Source organism: Candidatus Binatus sp. (assembly GCF_030646925.1).
In the GTDB taxonomy this organism is placed as follows: domain Bacteria; phylum Desulfobacterota; class Binatia; order Binatales; family Binataceae; genus Binatus.
Genome location: NZ_JAUSKL010000096.1, coordinates 1 through 18,382, shown reverse-complemented (window position 1 = coordinate 18,382; position 18,382 = coordinate 1). Strand labels below are relative to the sequence as shown.

The 18,382-nt window shown below is 61.0% G+C and carries 20 protein-coding genes; 19 read left to right on the top strand and 1 reads right to left on the bottom strand.

Annotation, left to right across the window (positions count from 1 at the left end):
* The 15 genes from Q7S58_RS17020 to Q7S58_RS16950 all read left to right on the top strand — a co-directional run.
* Positions 1–372, top strand: a 372-nt coding sequence (locus tag Q7S58_RS17020; protein WP_304828553.1) for an EthD domain-containing protein, incomplete at its 5' end; no start/stop codon positions are given.
* 26 nt (positions 373–398) lie between these two features.
* On the top strand, positions 399–1,259 hold the full coding sequence (locus Q7S58_RS17015; RefSeq protein ID WP_304828550.1) for a class I SAM-dependent methyltransferase: 861 nt from the start codon (positions 399–401) through the stop codon (positions 1,257–1,259).
* 30 nt (positions 1,260–1,289) lie between these two features.
* Positions 1,290–1,778, top strand: coding sequence for a glycine/sarcosine/betaine reductase selenoprotein B family protein (locus Q7S58_RS17010; protein ID WP_304828547.1), 489 nt, complete (start codon positions 1,290–1,292; stop codon positions 1,776–1,778).
* Between the two features lie 63 nt (positions 1,779–1,841).
* Positions 1,842–2,090, top strand: coding sequence for a hypothetical protein (locus Q7S58_RS17005; RefSeq protein WP_304828544.1), 249 nt, complete (start codon positions 1,842–1,844; stop codon positions 2,088–2,090).
* 34 nt (positions 2,091–2,124) lie between these two features.
* Positions 2,125–3,180 (top strand): LLM class flavin-dependent oxidoreductase, encoded by a 1,056-nt coding sequence (locus Q7S58_RS17000; protein ID WP_304828541.1) that lies wholly within the window; start codon positions 2,125–2,127, stop codon positions 3,178–3,180.
* Between the two features lie 28 nt (positions 3,181–3,208).
* The gene (locus Q7S58_RS16995; RefSeq protein WP_304828538.1) at positions 3,209–4,021 is read left to right on the top strand and encodes an alpha/beta fold hydrolase; all 813 of its coding nucleotides are present in this window, start codon (positions 3,209–3,211) and stop codon (positions 4,019–4,021) included.
* 42 nt (positions 4,022–4,063) lie between these two features.
* Entirely contained in the window at positions 4,064–4,441 is a 378-nt protein-coding gene (locus Q7S58_RS16990; RefSeq protein ID WP_304828535.1) for a cupin domain-containing protein, read from the top strand.
* A gap of 48 nt (positions 4,442–4,489) precedes the next feature.
* Positions 4,490–5,887 carry an amidase gene (locus Q7S58_RS16985; RefSeq protein WP_304828532.1) on the top strand — a complete coding sequence of 466 codons (1,398 nt, stop codon included), beginning with the start codon at positions 4,490–4,492 and terminating at the stop codon, positions 5,885–5,887.
* A 159-nt stretch (positions 5,888–6,046) separates the two neighbouring features.
* Positions 6,047–7,111 (top strand): serine hydrolase, encoded by a 1,065-nt coding sequence (locus tag Q7S58_RS16980; RefSeq protein ID WP_304828529.1) that lies wholly within the window; start codon positions 6,047–6,049, stop codon positions 7,109–7,111.
* A gap of 101 nt (positions 7,112–7,212) precedes the next feature.
* Entirely contained in the window at positions 7,213–8,394 is a 1,182-nt protein-coding gene (locus Q7S58_RS16975; RefSeq protein WP_304828526.1) for an acyl-CoA dehydrogenase family protein, read from the top strand.
* Between the two features lie 31 nt (positions 8,395–8,425).
* On the top strand, positions 8,426–9,217 hold the full coding sequence (locus tag Q7S58_RS16970) for an enoyl-CoA hydratase/isomerase (protein ID WP_304828523.1): 792 nt from the start codon (positions 8,426–8,428) through the stop codon (positions 9,215–9,217).
* A gap of 22 nt (positions 9,218–9,239) precedes the next feature.
* Positions 9,240–11,312, top strand: coding sequence for a beta-glucosidase (locus Q7S58_RS16965; RefSeq protein ID WP_304828520.1), 2,073 nt, complete (start codon positions 9,240–9,242; stop codon positions 11,310–11,312).
* A gap of 118 nt (positions 11,313–11,430) precedes the next feature.
* On the top strand, positions 11,431–11,934 hold the full coding sequence (locus Q7S58_RS16960) for a VOC family protein (RefSeq protein ID WP_304828517.1): 504 nt from the start codon (positions 11,431–11,433) through the stop codon (positions 11,932–11,934).
* 104 nt (positions 11,935–12,038) lie between these two features.
* Positions 12,039–12,665 (top strand): carboxymuconolactone decarboxylase family protein, encoded by a 627-nt coding sequence (locus tag Q7S58_RS16955; RefSeq protein WP_304828515.1) that lies wholly within the window; start codon positions 12,039–12,041, stop codon positions 12,663–12,665.
* A gap of 49 nt (positions 12,666–12,714) precedes the next feature.
* Positions 12,715–13,434: a dienelactone hydrolase family protein gene (locus Q7S58_RS16950; RefSeq protein WP_304828508.1), complete on the top strand. Its 720-nt coding sequence runs from the start codon at positions 12,715–12,717 to the stop codon at positions 13,432–13,434.
* Between the two features lie 36 nt (positions 13,435–13,470).
* On the opposite strand, the gene Q7S58_RS16945 is transcribed toward Q7S58_RS16950, so the two are convergent.
* Positions 13,471–14,433 (bottom strand): zinc-binding dehydrogenase, encoded by a 963-nt coding sequence (locus Q7S58_RS16945; protein ID WP_304828506.1) that lies wholly within the window; start codon positions 14,431–14,433, stop codon positions 13,471–13,473.
* 197 nt (positions 14,434–14,630) lie between these two features.
* Here Q7S58_RS16945 and Q7S58_RS16940 point away from each other — a divergent pair, with 197 nt between their 5' ends.
* The 4 genes from Q7S58_RS16940 to Q7S58_RS16925 all read left to right on the top strand — a co-directional run.
* Positions 14,631–15,104 (top strand): hypothetical protein, encoded by a 474-nt coding sequence (locus tag Q7S58_RS16940; RefSeq protein ID WP_304828503.1) that lies wholly within the window; start codon positions 14,631–14,633, stop codon positions 15,102–15,104.
* A 158-nt stretch (positions 15,105–15,262) separates the two neighbouring features.
* Positions 15,263–15,604: a hypothetical protein gene (locus Q7S58_RS16935; RefSeq protein WP_304828500.1), complete on the top strand. Its 342-nt coding sequence runs from the start codon at positions 15,263–15,265 to the stop codon at positions 15,602–15,604.
* Between the two features lie 25 nt (positions 15,605–15,629).
* On the top strand, positions 15,630–17,549 hold the full coding sequence (locus Q7S58_RS16930) for a hypothetical protein (protein ID WP_304828497.1): 1,920 nt from the start codon (positions 15,630–15,632) through the stop codon (positions 17,547–17,549).
* Positions 17,550–17,650: 101 nt separating this feature from the next.
* Positions 17,651–18,382 (top strand): LLM class flavin-dependent oxidoreductase (locus Q7S58_RS16925; RefSeq protein WP_304828494.1); only part of this gene is annotated, 732 nt, incomplete at its 3' end.

Here is an 18,382-nt window from a genome sequence, read left to right as displayed (position 1 = left end):
GTTTACATCATTCGCAAGCGCGACGACGTTTCGGACCAGGACTTCCACGACTACTGGCTGCACAAGCACGGCCCGCGGGTCGCGAGCGTCGCCAAGGCAATCCGCGCGCGCAAGTACGTCCAGAGCCACACGATCATGCCGGAGATGGCGGCCTCGATGTCCGCAGCGCGCAAGATGGCGCCGATCTACGAGGGCATCACCGAGGTCTGGTGGGACAGCGTCGAGGATCTGACCGCCGGCGGGAGCACGCCGGAAGGCCAGGAGGCGGGCCGCATTCTGCTGCAGGACGAGGCGAAGTTTATCGACTTTCAGCGCTCGACGATCTTCTTCACGGAAGAGCATCAGATTTTCGATTTCACTGGCAAGGCCTGACTGGCCGCGCCCGAAAGGAGATTCGTATGAGCGATACGCAAAGCGATTTCGATCGCGTCCGCGGCGAGCAGCGCGAATTCTGGAACAAGGCGGCGCCCGGCTGGAAGGTGATGTGGACGTCGCTCGATAGCGCCGGGCAGCCGGTGTCGGACCGGCTGGTCGAACTCGCCCGGATCAAGCCGGGCGATCGCGTGCTCGATATCGCGACCGGCTCCGGCGAGCCGGGGATCACGGCGGCGCGCAAGGTTGGCGCGAGCGGCCTGGTGATCGCGACTGATCAATCGCCCGCGATGCTCGATCTCGCGCGCGAACGCGCCGCCGCGCTCGGACTCCGCAATATCAGGTTTGTCGAAACCGGCGCCGAGTCGCTCGATATCGAGGAACGCAACTTCGACGCCGCGATCTGCCGCTGGGGCCTGATGTTCGTGCCCGGTCTCGACGCGGTGCCGCGCCGCGTCGCGCAGTTGCTGAAACCCGGCGCCACCTTCGCCACCTCGGTGTGGGGACCGCCGGCCAAGGTGCCGCTAATCTCCACCGGCGACGACGAAGTTCGCGCGCTGACGAACCTTCCAGCGCCGCCGCCCGATGCGCCCTCGCCGGTCAAGCTGGCCGATACGCGGCCGCTGGAAAAGGCGCTCGCCAGCGCGGGATTCAAGGATATCCGGGTCGAGCCGATCAACGTTCGCTTCGAGTTCGATTCGCCCGAAGCGTTCACCGCGCAGCGCCGCGCGATGTCCATGCCGTTCCGCATGATGCTCGAGAAGCAGACGCCGGAATTGCAGCGCAAAATTCTCGAGGCGATGAGCAACGCCGCACGCAAATTCGCCGACTCGTCGGGCAAGGTTACGATGGACAATCAGGCGATCTGCGTCTGGGCGCATCTGTAGGCGCGGCGTCTTTTTAAAGGAGCAAGAACGATGGAATCGATCGCATACGTCTCGCGGCTGAATGAGTTCTACCGGAGCCAGGGATTTCCGCCTTATCGATGGACGGTCAACGAGACCGCACCGCTCACGCGTCTCGCGAAGCCGCTGAATCGATGCCGTATCGCGATGCTCACCTCGGGCGGAGTATCGCGCCACGACGCGCCGCGCTTCGATCCGCTGGCGCGCAACGACTTGCGGCTCGACGCGATCGACGCGGACACGTCGCCGCATTTCTTCGCGATCAGCGATTCGTATTACAACCATCAGGACGCCGACCGCGACATCAATTGCATCTTTCCAATCGAGCGACTGCGCGAGTTGGCCTCGGACGGCACGATCGGCGAGGTCGCGCCGCATCACTACAGCGGTTTCATGGGCCGCACTTACATCCGGAGCGCGGTCGTGAACGAAGCTGCGCCGAGGCTGGCCGCGCAGCTCCGCGACGAATCCGTCGATGCGTTCGTGCTGGTGCCTGCCTGACCGCTCGATCATCAGACCGTTGGTCTGGTTGCGCGAGTCATCGAGGAAGCAGGAATTCCAACCGTGATCGTTTCCACTGGCCGCGATCTCAGCGCGCAGGTCAAACCGCCGCGCACCGTCTTCGTGAATTTTCCGATGGGCAATACTTTCGGCAAAGCCTTCGACGCGTCTCAGCAGCGCGCAATTCTGCGCGACGTGCTCGCAGCGCTCGAATCGATCACGGCCGCTGGCGAAATTATCGATCTGGCTTATAAATGGCATGAAGAATTCGGGATGAATCTCGGCGCAGGCTATCAAGCGAAGAGCGATTAGCAATTGCGAACAGCGATTAGCGATTGACGCGGCGATGAGCAAAATTCTCACCTGCACCTGGGCGCCGACTGCGATGAGCGTGCCGCGGCTCACAAAAAATTCAAGAAATTCGCCCAGCACGTTGATGCCGGATCTCGCGGGCGCGGACCTCAATCATCATCTGCTGGATCCCGTGGCGCAGGCCGAGCAATTGGGAATCGACTACTTGCTGGTTGCGCAACGATGGTGGGGCACTGGCGACGAGATCGAAGGCTCGACCTACGATTGCCTCGCGATGACCGCCTTCTACGCGGCGCGCACCGAACGGATAAAGCTGGTCACTGCGATCCATCCGGGATTTTTTCTGCCCGCGCCGATTGCGAAATGGGGCGCGACGATCGATCGCATCACAGGCGGTCGATGGGCAATCAACGTGACCTCGGGATGGCACGAGGCCGAGTTCGGGATGTACGGCGCGGAATTGCTCGAGCACGACGATCGTTACGCACGCTCACGCGAGTTCATCGAGATTCTGCGCGGCGTTTGGAGCGGTGACGAATTCAGCTATCGCGGGCGCTTCTATAATGTAGGCGGGCTAAGGCTGGAACCGCGGCCAACGGCGCAGTCGCTCGAAATTTGGCAGGGCGGGCAATCGGCGGCGGCAATCGAGATGGCGGCGAATCATTCGGACTGGATGTTTCTAAATGGCGGACCGCCCGAGAAGATCGGTCGAATCATCGAATCGGTTCGCAAGCAGGCCGAACGCGCCGGCCGCCGCGTGCGCTTCGCGTTGTACTCGATTCCACTTTGCCGCGCGACCGATGCCGAAGCCGAGCACCACATCAATAAAATGATCGAATCGATCGACCCTGAAACTGTCGCGCGCAAACGGGCAAGGACCAGCGGCGCGCGCGGGATGTGGGCGGTGTCGGACGATCCGTTGACGCTGCTCGATACCAATGAAGGCTTCGCGAGTCGCCTGATTGGCAGTCCCGCGACGATCCTCCATCGGATGCGCGAGTTTCACGCACTCGGCGTCGATTGCTTTCATCTGACGCTGCACGATCAGTTGTTCAATCGCGAAGTCCTGCCAGCATTGCGCGCGAATTGACGATCGGCGCGAAAGGAAAACATCGAACATGCCGGCCTGGAAAACCGAGTACATCGCCGGACCGCCGCGCATCGCCGTCGATCACGCCGGAAGTGGGCCGCTGGTGGTCCTGATGCATGGCATCGGCGGCAATCGGACGAACTGGCACGATCAGCTTCCAGAGTTCGGGCGCTCATTCCACGCGGTGGCGTGGGACGCGCGTGGCTACGGCAATAGCAATGACTACAACGGCGATCTGAACTTTGACGACTTCGCGACCGATCTGGCGCGCGTGCTCGAGCACTTCGGCGCGTCGCGTGCGCATCTCGTTGGCCTTTCGATGGGCGGTGTGATCGCGCTGGATTTTGTCGCGCGCTGGCCCGAGCGGGTGACGACGCTGACGCTGTGCGATTCGTTGCCCGGATTTTCTCATCTGTCGGAGGAGCAGCGCCGCGAGTTTATCCGGCTTCGGCAGGAACCGCTGCTGGCGGGCAAGGAGCCGAAGGACATCGCGCCGACAGTGGCAAAATCGCTGCTCGGCAAATCTCCGCGGCCGGGATCTTTTGAGCGGCTGGTCGCGAGCATGGCGGCCTTGCACAAGGAGTCCTATCTCAAGACGATTGCCGGCATGGCGAACTACTCGCGCGTATTCGACCTCGAGGCGATAACTGCGCCGACGCATGTCGTTGTTGGCGACGAGGACACGCTCACGCCGCCGGCGACGTCGCGCCAGATGGCGCGGCGAATCGCGGGCGCGCGCCTTACGATCATTGAAGGCAGTGGCCATTTGAGTAATATCGAACGGCCCGAGGCCTTCAATCGCTCGGTGCTTGGCTTTCTCGAAGAGCATCGCAAGGCTTGATAAGCTCTCGCACGAAATCAATTGGTAACAGGGAGAAAGTAGATGCCGGTCGTGAACAACTCGTCACAGCAGGAATTCAATCTGCCTGGCTTGAATCATCGCACCTTTGCCGGTCCCGAGCATGGCATGAGGAACCTCGAAGTGTGGGGACAGGTGATCAAGGCGGGCGCGGGCACGCCGGTGCATCGCCATGCCTGCGAAGAAGCGATCGTGGTGCTCAAAGGATCGGGTACGCTGACGATCAATGGCGAAGTCTCGAAGTTCGGTCCTGACTCGACCCTGATCATACCGAGCGACGCGGTACATCAAATCGTCAATAGCGGCGACACCGACATGGTGATAATCGCGGCGCTGAGCGCGGCGCCGGTCAAGGTGCGGCACGGGGACAACCAGCCGATGCCGCTGCCGTGGCAAGCTTAAACGTAAGCGAACCTTTCGGCTGAGCAACTGGCCTGATAGGAGAACGCTATGGACTCGCAAGCAACCTGCTACTTGTCGCTCCACGAATTATCGGTGCAGTTGCGCGACGGCAAGCTTAGTTCAGTAGAAGTCACGCGATGCGTGCTTGATCGGATCAAGCAAACCAATCCGACCTTGCGCGCTTATCTTACTGTGCTGAATGATTCGGCGCTTAGTCAGGCAGCGCAGGCCGATAAGGAGATCAAGGCTGGTCATTGGCGCGGGCCGCTGCACGGCGTGCCAGTGGCCGTCAAGGATCTTTGCTGGACTAAGGGGGTTCCTACAACCTGCGCCAGCAAGGTATTGCGCGACTGGCGGCCTGACGCGAATGCTACCGTAGTGGATAGGTTCGAAGCGGCTGGCGCGGTCCTGCTTGGCAAGCTTAACCTGACCGAGTTCGCAGTCATCTGGTACCATCCCGAGTTTCCGGGACCGATTAACCCCTGGAATGCGTCCTTATGGGCGGGCGCTTCTTCCAGCGGTTCTGGAGTAGCTACTGCGGCCGGCCTTTGCTATGCCGCGATCGGCACCGATACCGGCGGCTCGATTCGCTTCCCGTCCGCCGCCAACGGCATTGTTGGGCTCAAGCCTACCTGGGGGCGCGTAAGTCGTTACGGAGTGTTCCCGCTAGGCGAGTCACTCGATCACATCGGTCCGATGACGCGAAGCGTTCTGGATGCCGCATTGGTGCTTGGTGTTATCGCCGGTCGAGATCCGAACGACGATACCTCGCTAGGCGCGCACGTCGATGACTATGCGGCCGCAGCCAACAACGGAGTTAAGGGTACGCGCATCGGTCTCGATGAGAGCTATATCGGCGGCGCGTCGCCCGAAGTAGCTGCTGCTGTGATTGAAGCCGCTCGCACCCTCGAACGAGAAGGCGCTCGAATCGTCAAAGTCACGATGCCTGATATCGATCCGACTCTTCCTGCATGGACCACTATATGTGCGGCTGAGACTCTTGCGGCTCACGCAGCGACCTATCCAAAGCAAGCGGCTGACTACGGACCGGGATTCAGGTCGTTCCTCGAACTGGGCGCCACTATCACCGGCGAGGCCTATGCTAACGCTCACATGGTGCGCGAGCGATTCGCAAATCGATTCCAGGCCCTGTTCGATCAGGTCGATGTAGTAGCCTGTCCCTCGATGGCGTCGGCGTCGCTCCCGGCGACTGGATTTCCAACGGAAGCCCGCGCATTTGTCGGCCCGAATCCTCTTTTGGGTTTCACCGGTCCTTTTAATTTGAGCCGTAACCCGACTTTATCTCAGCCGTGCGGTGCGAGCGTCGATGGTGCGATACCCAGCTTGCAGCTAATTGCTCGCCGCCTTGGCGAGGCCACCTTGATCCAGACCGGCGCCGCTTATGAGCGCGCCACTGAATGGCACAAGCAACGCCCTCCAGTGTGAGACTTGCCAGGCCTACTGATGATACGACGAAAGGTATTCGCTCTGCTCATTGCTGCTATACTGACAAGCGCATCGGGCGGATTGGCCGATGATGCTGCTGAAGTTGCGAAGCGGGCCCAGATGATGCAGCCGCAAAATCGCGCTCAGTCTTTTCGCATCATGGACAGCGCGTTTCAATATAACGTGATCAGACGCGGCGGCTTCGTCGCGGAATTGCCGCGAGCGCCGCGCCAACTCGCCGTGACTTACTCGTTTGCAGGCAAGCACCACACACTCGACGACCTGCTGAAGCGCTCGCGCACGCAGGGCTTTCTCGTCATCAAGGGCGGCAAGATCATCGATGAGCGCTACTTCAACGGTGCTGATGACAAGAGCAAGTTCACCTCATGGTCGGTAGGTAAGTCGTTCACCTCGACCTTGGTGGGACTGGCGCTTGCCGACGGCAAGATCAAGGGTCTGGACGATCCGATCACTAACTATGTCCCGGAACTTAAAGGCTCTGGTTACGACAACGTGCCGATCAAGGACATCCTCGAGATGTCGTCCGGCGTGAAGTTCACCGAGGAATACAGCAACGGGGAGTCGGACGTCTCGATCATGTGGCGCAAGACCATGATCGAGCAGTCGGAGTCCTTCGCCGACTACGCAAAGTCGGTCGACCGCGCGGAAATACCGGGCACCAAGTGGGTCTATCGCAGCGTCGATACCGGCGTGCTGGGTATGCTGGTGAAGAGCGTCACCGGCAAACTGCTCGCGAACATGCTATCCGAACGAATCTGGCAGCCGCTCGGGATGGAGAGCGATGCGATGTGGCTCACCGACAAGGCCGGTCTCGAGGCCGCGTATTGCTGCATCAATGCGACGCTCCGCGATTACGCCCGCTTCGGTCTGCTGTTTCTGCATCACGGCAAAGCCGGCGACCAGCAGCTCCTTCCAGCGTCGTGGGTCGAGGCAGCAACCAGTCCGCACGGACCGCAAGTCCAATGGGGACGTCTCATTCCCGGCGATAGCGCCGGCTACGGATATCAATGGTGGTTGATGGAGCCGAGCACGCCGCACACGTATTCGGCCGAAGGCGTGTTCTTCCAGTTCGTTTACGTGTCGCCGAAATACGACATGGTAATCGTAAAAACCAGCGCCTACGACGATTTCTGGAGCGTGCCGATGCAGAATGAACAGTTCCTCGCGTTCGATGCGATCGGCGCTGCGCTCGAGAAGCACTGACGCGCTTTACGATCGCACCTCCGATGCTCTAGGTTAGCGGCGTGGCATCCGATCAGTCTGTTCAATGCGATCGGGACGCAGGATTGAACCCAGGAGAACGTATGGATTTCAATTTCACTGCCGAAGATGAAGCCTTCCGCAAGGAATTTCGCGCGTGGCTCGAGCTCAACGCGCCCAAGCAAGCCATTTCGGAACTCGAAGCATTCTCCGAAGAAGACGAGGACGAATGGCATCGTCGCGTCGCATGGTTCAAGAAACTCGCGAGCGGCGGATGGACCGGTATCGATTGGCCCAAAGAATACGGCGGCCGCGGCGCGAGCATCCTGCAGACCATCGTCTATCATCAGGAACTCGCGCGCGTGCACGCGCCGTTGCCGTACGTCGGTTCGGGAGTCGGGCTTATCGGGCCAACGCTGATGCATTGGGGGACCGAGGAGCAGAAGCATCGGCACATTCCGAAGGTGCTGACCGGCGAAGAGATCTGGTGCCAGGGATACTCGGAGCCGGGCGCAGGATCGGACCTCGCGTCACTGCAAACGCGCGCGATCGAAGATGGCGATTACTTCGTCGTCAACGGCCAGAAAGTCTGGACCTCGAACGCGCAATACAGCGACTGGATTTTCCTGCTGGTGCGCACCGATCCCGACGCGCCGAAGCATAAGGGCATCAGCTATTTGCTGGTCGATATGAGGACCCCCGGAATCACCGTGCGTCCGTTGGTGCAGATGACCGGCTCGAAAGGATTCAACGAAGTTTTTTTCGAAGACGTGCGCGTGCCGAAAAAAAATCTCGTCGCCGACAAAAACCAGGGATGGCAGGTTGCGATCACCACCTTGATGTTCGAGCGCAACGGCTCGGGCGGCGGCGGTGGCGGAATGATCCACGAACTGGTCGCGCTCGCGCACTCGATTCCGCGCGGTAGCGGCACTGCGTGGGACGATTCGAGCGTGCGGCAAAAGATCGCCGAGTTTTATTGCGAGCAGCAGGCGCTCAAATTCACCGGCTTCCGCCAACTGACGCGGCGCCTCAAGGGATTGCCGCCCGGACCCGAAGGCTCGATGATGAAACTGGTGGGCACCGAACTCAGCATGCGAATCAGCCTGTTCGCGATGGAGTTGCTCGGGCCGTACAGCCAGTTGGAATACAAGGCAATGTTCGCGCCCGATCACGGCAAGTGGTCGTACCGGATGCTCGCGGCGCGCGGCGGCACGATCGCGGCCGGCACCAATCAGATTCAGCACAACATCATTGGCGAACGCGTGTTAGGGTTGCCGAAGGGCTGACGCACGACTCTCGCGAATGACGGAGCAAAGCATGGAATTCGATCGCGCAAAGCTCGACCTTCACGGCAACGTCGCCATCGTTACGTTGAATCATCCTGAGGTGATGAATGCGGTTTCGGCCGAGATGCTCGGCGGCCTCATGAAAGCATTCGACGAAATCGAGAATCCAAAAAACGGCGTGCGATGCCTCGTGATGACAGGCGAGGGCCGCGCCTTCTGCGCCGGCGCCAACCTGCAGCCGCGTTCCGGTGAGTCGCGCGGCTCGACAGACGCGGGCGGAATTCTCGAGACGCTGTATCATCCATTCTTGCGGCGCATCCGCAATCTGCAGATGCCGTTCGTCACCGCCGTCAACGGCGCCGCGGCCGGCGTCGGAATGAGCTTTGCGCTGATGGGCGACCTCGTGCTGTGCGCGCGATCGGCGTATTTCCTGCAAGCGTTTCGGCGTATCGGCCTCGTGCCCGACGGCGGGTCGACCTGGATTTTGCCGCGATTGCTGGGCAAGGCCCGCGCGATGGAGTTGTCGCTGCTCGGCGAAAAGCTCCCCGCTGAAACCGCGCTGCAATGGGGACTGATCAATCGCGTCTATGACGATGCCGAATTGATCGGCAAGGCGAAGGAACTCGCCGCTGACCTCGCGAACGGACCGACCAAGGCGCTCAGCCTGATTCGCCGCCTCTACTGGGAGAGCCTCGACAACTCCTACGAAGAGCAACTGAATCTCGAACGTCAGTCGCAGCGAATCGCGGGCAGTTCGAATGATTTCCGCGAAGGAGTGCGCGCGTTTCTCGAAAAGCGTCCGGCGAAATTCAAGGGCGACTGAAGCCTCGGCGATCACGCGATCGATGGATCTGTTGCCGCGCAAAGGCATCACCGACGACGAGATCGGAGGCCAAGTCGCGCGCATCATCGAACTCGCGACGCTCGAAGAGAAAATCGCGATGATGTCGGGTCACGGCTTCTTCGAGCAGATTCGAGAAAGCGGCGGCCGGCTGAGCGCTCATCCGTATCGCGCCGGCGGCGGATGCGAGCGCCTCACCGTCCCTGCACTATATTTCACCGACGGTCCGCGCGGCGTCGCACGGGGCAACTCGACCTGCTTTCCGTGCACGATGGCGCGCGGCGCGGCCTTCGACGTCGATCTCGAGCGGCGAATCGGCGAGGTCATGGGGATCGAGGCGCGCGCGCAAGGATGCAACTTTTCCGGCGCGGTGTGCGTCAATCTGCTGCGGCATCCGGCGTGGGGCCGCGCGCAGGAAACCTACGGCGAGGACCCGTGGCATCTCGGCGAGATGGGCGCGGCGCTCGCCACCGGAATCCAGGCGCATAACGTCGTCGCGACGGTGAAACACTTCGCGCTGAACTCGATCGAGAACGCGCGTTTCAAAATCGACGTGCGAATCGATCCGCGCACGCTGCGCGAAGTGTACCTGCCGCACTTCAAACGAATCCTCGACGCGGGATGCGCCTCCGTGATGTCCGCGTACAACAAAATGAACGGCGAGTACTGCGGCCAGAATCGCGAATTGCTTACCGATATTCTGCGCGGCGAGTGGGGCTTCGACGGCTTTGTGCATTCGGATTGGGTGCTCGGCGTTTACCGCGCTTACGCCGCGGCGGCCGGCCTCGACGTCGAGAATCCCGAGCCGATTCACTTCGGCGCCGAACTGCTCGCCGCGGTAAAATCCGGCGCGATCGAGCCGCAGGTGATCGACACCGCATGCCGCCGCATCCTGACTACGCTCTACCGCTTCGCAAGCGCCGAAGATCCGCTCGATAATTATTCGATCGACCTGGTCGCGTCGCCGGCGCATCGCGCGATCGCTCATGAGGCGGCGCTCAAGTCGGCGGTGATGCTGAAGAATCATGGCGCGTTACCGTTCGACAAAATCGAGGTGCGCCTGGTCGCGGTGGCCGGCCGCCTCGCGATTATCGCGAACACTGGTGACAACGGCTCGAGCCGCGTCTGGCCTCCATATGTGGTCACTGCGCTTGACGGATTGAAGGACTATCTCGGCGACGCGAAGGTTGTCTTTGCCGGCGACGAAGGTGATTCCGATGCGGCTGCCGAAACCGCCAAAGCTGCCGATGCCGCCGTAGTGGTCGTCGGCTACACCGCGCGCGACGAAGGCGAGTTCATCCCGGGCGACATGTCGGGCGATGTTAGAGTCGAGGTCCCGCAAAAATCGATCGGTGGCGATCGCGACAATCTCGGTCTCTCGCCGGATCAAATCGCGTTGATCAAAACAATCGCCGCGGCCAATCCGCGCACTGTAGTGATCGTGATCGCAGGATCGCCGGTCCTGATGAACGAATGGATCGACGACGTCCCCGCAGTGATGCAGACCTTCTACGCGGGCATGGAGGGCGGCCGCGCGCTGGCGAAACTTCTGTTCGGCGAGGTCTCGCCGTCGGGCAAGCTGCCGTTCACCGTGCCGGCTTCGGCCTCGGATTTGCCGTTCTTCGATCGGGATGCGGAGTCAATCGAATACGGTCCGTACCACGGTTACACCCTGCTCGAAAAATCAGGTATCAGGCCGGCGTTCGCTTTCGGCTACGGCCAGAGCTACGCGCGCTTCGGCTATCGTGCGTTGAAGGCGCGCCGCTCTCGCGCGGGAATCGTCGTTTCCGTCTCGGTGATCAATCTCGGCGAGGTCGCGGCCGATGAAATCGTGCAGATATACGTCGGCTTCCCCGGCCGGATGGTCGATCGTCCGAAAAAATTGCTCCGTGGATTTAAGCGCGTCAGCCTGATACCCGGCGAAACCGCGACTCTTCGATTCGAAGTACCGCTCGACAGCCTGCGATGGTACGACGCGTCCGCGAAGAGCTGGCGCCTCGAACCCGGCACTCACACTATCTACGCGGGCAGTTCCTCACGCGACGACGATCTGCTGCGACGCGAGATTACGCTGTAAGCGAATCGATGCTGCAAATCTGGTTTGACTTCAGCCGCCGTTAGGCACATGGAGTGAGTAGGTCTGGCTGATATCACGGCAGAAACGGCTCGGATGCGCTAACGGCAGGAGGACCGCAATGGCTAACAAAGGATTCTCGCACATCGGACTATCGACCCTCGATCTCGATAAGACCAAGGACTTTTACGAAAACGTCCTGGGCTTCAGGACCGTGCGCTTCGACGCGATCGAGATCAAGGAAGGCGGCCAGATTCGCCACGCGATCATCGATTGCGGCCGCGACCAGTTGATCGCGTTCATGGAAGCGCGCGACGTTCCGGGAATTCCTGCGGAGTACGACGCGGGCATCAATCGCGGACTGGGCTTGCCGAGCGCTTTCTATCATTTCGCTTTCGAAGCGGGCAGCGAAGGCGCGCTCGAACAGAAACGCCAGGAACTGATCGACAAGGGCGTAAAGGTCACCGAAGTCTTCGACCATGATTGGGCCAAATCGATCTACTTCAAGGATCCCAACGGCATCCAACTCGAGTTTTGCTGCTACACGCGCGATCTCAATCAGCAGGACGCCGAACTCAAGGTGCGAATCAAGGCATCGGTGAAGCAGTTGGGCCTCGATTTTTAGCTGGACTTCGCGGCGCGCGACTGTCACGCGGAGCAGATTGTTCGCATCGATTGCGTTCTTGAGGCATGATCTTGTCGTAAAGGCCTGCACTTGCGGAGGAAGATATGGGTGATCGGGTACGAGAGGTAGGCCTCGCGGAAGCGACTCCCGAGACGCGGAAAATATATCAGCAGATTTTTGGTGACCGCGATCCGGTCGCCGAACCGGGCACGACCACCGGCACCCGTGGCGACTACTGGACGACGCTCGCGCTCGTGCCCGACATCTTCAAGCTCTCGACGGAGATCGTGTGGGGGCTGCTGGCGCCAGGCCGCAAGCTCGATCCGGTCCTGCGCGAGCTCGCGATTCTCCGCAACGCGATTGTGGGCGATTGCAAATTCGAGTACTCGCAGCATCACAAGGTCTCACGCATGATCGGGATGCCGGAGGAAAAGCTCGCGGCTATCAAAAACTGGACGACATCCTCCGCGTACTCTCCGGCGGAGCGCGCCGTCATGGCCGCCACCGACGAGCTTATCGGACGAAACCTGGTCGAGGACGCAACCTTCGCCGAACTAAAACGTCACCTGAGCGACGAGCAGATCGTCGAGCTGTTTTACGTGATCACCACCTATCGCATGCACGGCATGATGCTCCGCGCGCTGCATCTCGAGTTCGACAACGACACCACCTTGCGAATGCAGGAGGTCCCGGCCCCCGGCGAAGCCTTGATCAAGCTGCCACAATCGTGAAATTAAGCTAAAAGACTGACAGCTACTTACACTCGCGCAGGAGAGTTGCATGAAGACTGAGACGATCGAGTACAAGGATGGAGACGTAACGCTTCGCGGCTATCACGCCGTCGATGAGCGCAAAACCGGCAAGCGCCCGGGTGTCCTCGTGATGCCTGAGGCATTCGGCCTTGGCGCGCACGCCAAGAGTCGCGCCGAACGGCTCGCCGAACTTGGCTATGTCGCTTTCGCCGGCGATCCTTACGGCAATGGTATCGAGTTAGCCGACCTGCCAGAGGCGATGAAGCATGCGATGCCGCTGTTTTCGGATCCGAAGAAGTTTCGCGGGCGCGGACGCGCGGCGCTCGACAAGCTGGCCTCGCTTCCCAACGTCGATGCAAGCCGCCTGGCTGCTATTGGGTTCTGTATGGGCGGCACCTTCACTCTGGAACTAGCTCGCGACGGCGCTCCGCTTCGCGGGATCGTCAGCTTTCATGGCGGCCTGCAGACGCAGCGTCCCGCCGAGGCTGGACAGGTGAAGGCCAAGGTCCTCGTGCTCACCGGCGCCAACGACACCATGATCCCGGTCGATCAGGTCAACGCGTTCGAAGCCGAGATGACCAAGGCGGGCGCGGACTGGCAGGTCCTGACTTACGGCAACGCCAAGCACAGCTTTACCAATCCGATTTCCGACAGCCTCAACATGCCGGGCATAGGATACAACAAGCAGGTCGACGAGCGATCATGGAAACAGATGGCTGCTTTCTTCGAGGAGATTTTCGCCTCCTGACCGCATCCACTCGGGGGCGGCGCGCATCTCACACCTTTAAGGAATCAGCAGCACGCGGCCGACCGCCTGCCTGCTCTCGATATAGGTGTGGGCTGCGGCCGCCTCTGAAAGTGGAAAGGTTCGATCGATAACCACCTTGAACTCGCCGCGCGCCGCTTCATCGACCAGGCGCTGGATCATGTTATGCGCGCGATCGGTCGTCAACTCGGCGCCGAGGAAAACTCCGGTCAAGGAACTATTGCCCGCCATCAGCGGTGACACGTCCACAGTCATCGCTTCTCGCCCGGCCGCGCCTACCATCGAGATGCGGCCACGGTAAGCGAGCGACATGATGCTGCTTTGCAGCGTCGATCCGCCAACTGGATCGACTACCAGGTTGACGCCTTTGTTATTGGTCAAGCTCCTCACTGATTTGGCCACGTCGCCGGTTCGGTAGTTGATTCCGTGATCCATCCCGAGCGGCCGCAACCGTTCGAGCCGCTCGTCGCTCGAGGCCGTCGCAAACACGGTCGCGCCCGCGCGCTTGGCTAGCTGGATCGCGGCGACGCCCACACCGCTCGCGCCGGCTTGCACCAGCACCGTTTCGCCGGCTTTCAGATGGCCGAATTCGAACAGGCAATCGTCTGCGGTGCCGAACGGGACAGGAATCGCCGCGCCCAGTTTCACGTCGAAGCCCGCGGGTATCGGCCACGCATTGCGCGCCGGCACCGCGCGCAACTCTGCGTGCGATCCGGCGCCGAACACGGTCGTGACCTTCTGGCCGACGCGAAGATGGGTCACGTCCGCGCCGACCTCGACGATCTCGCCGCCGGCCTGGTAGCCGACGATATGCGGAGTCGTCAGCAACGCACCGCGCCATCGATTGAGCGTGTCGCCGCCCTCGATACTGACCGCCTCGACGCGAATCACAACTCCTTTCGGATGGCATACGGGATCCGGGACGTCTTCGTATTTAAGGACGCTCGGATCGCCATTCTTGTAATAGACGGCAGCTTTCATCGCGAACCTCCGGGCAGGCGGTGTCTCGCTTGGGGAATTATCACGCACGTCGCCGCAGTGAAACCGCGGCGTGCGATGAAAGCGATTGCGGTTGGGATTTGCGCGCCTTTTTGTTACGACAGAATAGGCGATCAATCGAAACGAGTGGTAATCGAAACCTAAGCGCGCTGTTAGGCGGTGCAAAGGAGTTCATCCCAGTGGACGAGTCGAGCGGAATTGGCAAGGTGCTGCGCGACATCACGCGCGCATACGAGGACGGCCTCTCAACTATCGGCAATGCGATAAGCGACCTGGGCAAACGTCGAATCCCGGATGCCGAGCGCCAAGTTGAACGCTGGATCAGCATGGCGCGCTCGGCGAAGGACGGCTATGTCGCCGCGATCGATCAGAGCTTCACGGCCTGGGAACGGCAAGTTCGCAACTTGCTCACGCCGTCGAAGTCTCAATCGGACAAGGAAGGCAAGCCCGAGTCGAAAAGAACCGCAAGCCAACTGGAATCGTGGATCGAGGAATGGCGCACGGCTAATGAGTCGTTCACCAAGTCGCTTCGCGAGAGCGGACTTGGCAAGGAAGCTATCAAGCAGGCCAAGGAGTATCGCAAGACCTTCGAAGATGGCCTGAAGAATCTGCAGAAGATGTGGCAATCTGCGATCAAGAACGATCGCAAATAAGACCGCTGCCAAAAGAGCAATGCAGCAGGTTAGCTTCGGAGCGGAGGCCAGCTTTTACGAACGCCGGGATTCTTCGCCTGCGCAGCGTCGGCTCGAATTGGACAAGAGCCGCCCGCCTATGGGAAAAAGATCGCTGGGGAGTTTTAGGGGACCAGATCATGCCGTGCTGCGCATTCGCCGCGTTCATCGTGGGCCAGATTCTGATCGGGCTCGACGGCTTCAAGCGATTCGTGCTGCGGCGCGACGCTGCGATTGTGCCCGATAACGCTGCGACCGCGTGGCGCCTCGACGGCGCTGGTTCGCCGGCGCCCGGCGCGGGCCGCGCGTTCTCGGGCCGCCGCAGTATCCGCTGGATCGCGATTGCCGCGTCGCTCGAGGTGGCGCTCGCAATCGGCGGAATCTACGGCATCCGCGCGCATCATCACGCTGCTCATCACCATGCATCGCAGCTCGCTAGCGCAGAGGTCTCGCGTGGCCCGGCCCTAACGCCCGCGCGTTGATTGAAATTTCTTCAGGAGAGAAATCATGGCAGTTATACCGCGCGAAATCGTTCAGCCCTTCATCCGCAGACAAGCGATCGTCGGACCGGTCACCACCGCACGGCATCGCCGCACCGCGCTGATTTACGCTGCGATGCTGCTGCTGGGTATCCTGCCGATCCTGTTCAACGCATCGGCTGCCACCCAGGTGGCGGGCCTTGGCCTCTGGATACCGGGCGGCGGTTTCGTCGCCGTCGGTGGATGGGCGATCCTGCTGTTTCCGATCACGCTTGCGCTGTTTGGCCTTGCGGTGTTTGCATGGTTCGGCGCCGGGATGGTGATAGCGCCGATAATCGTGTGGCTGGGAGCGGCGCCGGCCGCCGGCAGCATGACTGGCGACTCGATTTGGACGCCGGCGCCTTTCCTGCTTGCGGCTATGGTTGCTGGCGCCGGCATCTATGCCTATAGCCGATACAGCGCGCGCAAAACTGCGGAACTCGCGAAGCTCGAAGCTCGCAATCGCTACCTGCCCGACGCGATCGCTGAAGCTGCCGCGATAGCCGCGCCAGTGCCTTCACCCATCGAGCGCGAACTAACGCCCGAGGATCTCTCGGCGCTCCGCTACGGATTCGATCGCGCCTTGCAGCCGGTCGGCGAAATCAACGGCTTCGATAAGGTGGACCAGTTCCAGACTTCCGCCTTGCGCTATCAGATTAATTCGCTCGGCTACATGCTGGGGATGCTGCAATGCAACTATGCGCCTAGCTTCCACGGCTACCTGTCGCAGGCGCAACGCAACTTGATCGACCTTTACCTGCAGCGGCAGATTTGGGGCTACTGGGTCTATGAGTCGGCCTGGGGTCATCTGAACGTGACCAATCCCGATCCCGCGGCGCGCGATAACATCATGCTCACCGGATGGCTCGGCATCCAGCTATGCATGTACATGTCGAATACCGGCGATCGCCGCTACGCGGAGCCGGGCAGCTTGCCGTTCCGCCTGAACAAGCATCGCGTTTTCCATCACGACGTTCATAGCATCGAGCAGTCGGTGCTGAAGAACTTCCTCGATTCCGAGTTTTGCCTCTATCCGTGCGAGCCTAACTGGGTCTATCCGATCTGCAATCACTACGGCATGACCTCGCTCGCGATCTACGATCGCCTGTTTGGGACTTCCTACACTGCGGCGACGCTCGAGCGATGGCTGCATAATCTCGACACTGAATTTACCGACTACAGCGGCAGCGTGATCGGGCTCCGCTCGTCGCTGACGGGCATCCGCTTTCCGTTCCCGGCGGGCGAGGCCGGCTTTGCCGGATTCGAGAATTGTTTCGCGCCCCAGCGCGCGCAGCGGATGTGGGCGATTGGCCGCAAGGAACTGCAGTACATCATCAAGCCGGATCCAGCCGGCGCTAAGCGCGTGGTCCTGAAAGGTCGCGGCTTCGACTTCGGCAACTATCGGCCGGGCTTCGGCGGCGCCTATGCGATGATCATGGATTCGGCGCGCGAGTTCGGCGATTACGACACCGCCGACGCGGCAGAGCGCGCGCTCGACCAGGATTGCGGACGTACCGACGAACGCGGCATCTTGCGCTACTCGAAGATGTCCAACCTGTCGAACATCACCGCGGTGCGCGCGCGAATTCATCGCCGCGACGACTTCCGCAACACCGTGATGCAGGGTCCGCCCGAAGCGGCGCTACGCGGGCCGATTCTCGCCGACGCGAAGTATCCCGACGTGCTGGTAGCGCGCGCATTCAGCGACGGCGACGACCTCGACCTGGTGCTGTATCCCGGCGCCGAGTCCACCGCGCAGCAGATCAGGATCGAGCGCTTGCGCCCGGGTGCGAAGTACGTGATGCGCAATGGCGCCGAGCATCCGTTCGCCGCCGATAACTCCGGCGCCGCGTCTCTGCCGATCGAACTTCACGGCCGCACGCCGGTGCATATTGTTCCGGCAGCTTAGCGAATTGGCGAATTCCGCGTAGATGGCAATCGACGCAAGGCAATATATACTCAACGATTAGATCCGCTAGATCCGCCGCAGGACGAAGGAGATAACCACTCATGACCCGTACCATCCCGATGCGTAATGGTATCTTTCTGGCCCCGTTCCACCCGCTCGATCAGGACCCGACCGAAGCGATTCACCGCGACCTCGAATTGATCGAGAACCTGGACCGGTTCGGCTATGAAGAAGCCTGGATCGGCGAGCATCATTCGGCGGGCTTCGAGATTATCGCATCGCCCGAGGTCTTTATCGCCGCGGCGGCCGAGCGCACCAAAAAAATCCGCCTCGGCACCGGCGTCGTGTCGCTGCCGTATCACAGCCCGTTGATGACCGCGAATCGGATTATCCAGCTTGATCATCAGACGCGCGGCCGCGTGATGCTGGGCGTTGGCCCCGGCCTGCTACCCTCCGACGCCATGATGCTCGGTATCGATCCGATGACTCAGCGCGATCGCATGCTGGAAGGCATCAAGGTCATCATGCGCCTGTTCAATGGTGAGACCGTCACCGAGAAGTCCGACTGGTACAACCTCGTCAATGCGCGAGCGCACCTGATGCCTTACACCAAGCCGCATCCCGAGATTGCGGTGGCTAGTGCTGTTAGTCCCTCAGGTGGTCGCGCCGCGGGTAAGTACGGCTTCGGGATGCTCTGCGTGGCGGCTACTAACGCCGACGGCTTCGACGCGCTATCGACCAACTGGCAAATCGCTTGCGAGATAGCGTCTGAGGAGGGCCGTACGATGGATCGCAACCGGCTCCGGCTGGTCGGTCCGGTGCATATCGCGGAA

Excerpts from the sequence above, each read along its gene's own strand:
- Q7S58_RS16970 (WP_304828523.1), top strand. The coding sequence starts at position 8,426 with ATGGAATTCGATCGCGCAAAGCTCGACCTTCACGGCAACGTCGCCATC.
- Q7S58_RS17000 (WP_304828541.1), top strand. The coding sequence starts at position 2,125 with ATGAGCAAAATTCTCACCTGCACCTGGGCGCCGACTGCGATGAGCGTG.
- Q7S58_RS16945 (WP_304828506.1), bottom strand. The coding sequence starts at position 14,433 with ATGAAAGCTGCCGTCTATTACAAGAATGGCGATCCGAGCGTCCTTAAA.
- Q7S58_RS16960 (WP_304828517.1), top strand. The coding sequence starts at position 11,431 with ATGGCTAACAAAGGATTCTCGCACATCGGACTATCGACCCTCGATCTC.
- Q7S58_RS16955 (WP_304828515.1), top strand. The coding sequence starts at position 12,039 with ATGGGTGATCGGGTACGAGAGGTAGGCCTCGCGGAAGCGACTCCCGAG.
- Q7S58_RS16930 (WP_304828497.1), top strand. The coding sequence starts at position 15,630 with ATGGCAGTTATACCGCGCGAAATCGTTCAGCCCTTCATCCGCAGACAA.
- Q7S58_RS17015 (WP_304828550.1), top strand. The coding sequence starts at position 399 with ATGAGCGATACGCAAAGCGATTTCGATCGCGTCCGCGGCGAGCAGCGC.
- Q7S58_RS16980 (WP_304828529.1), top strand. The coding sequence starts at position 6,047 with ATGGACAGCGCGTTTCAATATAACGTGATCAGACGCGGCGGCTTCGTC.
- Q7S58_RS16985 (WP_304828532.1), top strand. The coding sequence starts at position 4,490 with ATGGACTCGCAAGCAACCTGCTACTTGTCGCTCCACGAATTATCGGTG.
- Q7S58_RS16995 (WP_304828538.1), top strand. The coding sequence starts at position 3,209 with ATGCCGGCCTGGAAAACCGAGTACATCGCCGGACCGCCGCGCATCGCC.
- Q7S58_RS16950 (WP_304828508.1), top strand. The coding sequence starts at position 12,715 with ATGAAGACTGAGACGATCGAGTACAAGGATGGAGACGTAACGCTTCGC.
- Q7S58_RS16965 (WP_304828520.1), top strand. The coding sequence starts at position 9,240 with ATGGATCTGTTGCCGCGCAAAGGCATCACCGACGACGAGATCGGAGGC.
- Q7S58_RS16975 (WP_304828526.1), top strand. The coding sequence starts at position 7,213 with ATGGATTTCAATTTCACTGCCGAAGATGAAGCCTTCCGCAAGGAATTT.
- Q7S58_RS16935 (WP_304828500.1), top strand. The coding sequence starts at position 15,263 with ATGCCGTGCTGCGCATTCGCCGCGTTCATCGTGGGCCAGATTCTGATC.
- Q7S58_RS17010 (WP_304828547.1), top strand. The coding sequence starts at position 1,290 with ATGGAATCGATCGCATACGTCTCGCGGCTGAATGAGTTCTACCGGAGC.
- Q7S58_RS16990 (WP_304828535.1), top strand. The coding sequence starts at position 4,064 with ATGCCGGTCGTGAACAACTCGTCACAGCAGGAATTCAATCTGCCTGGC.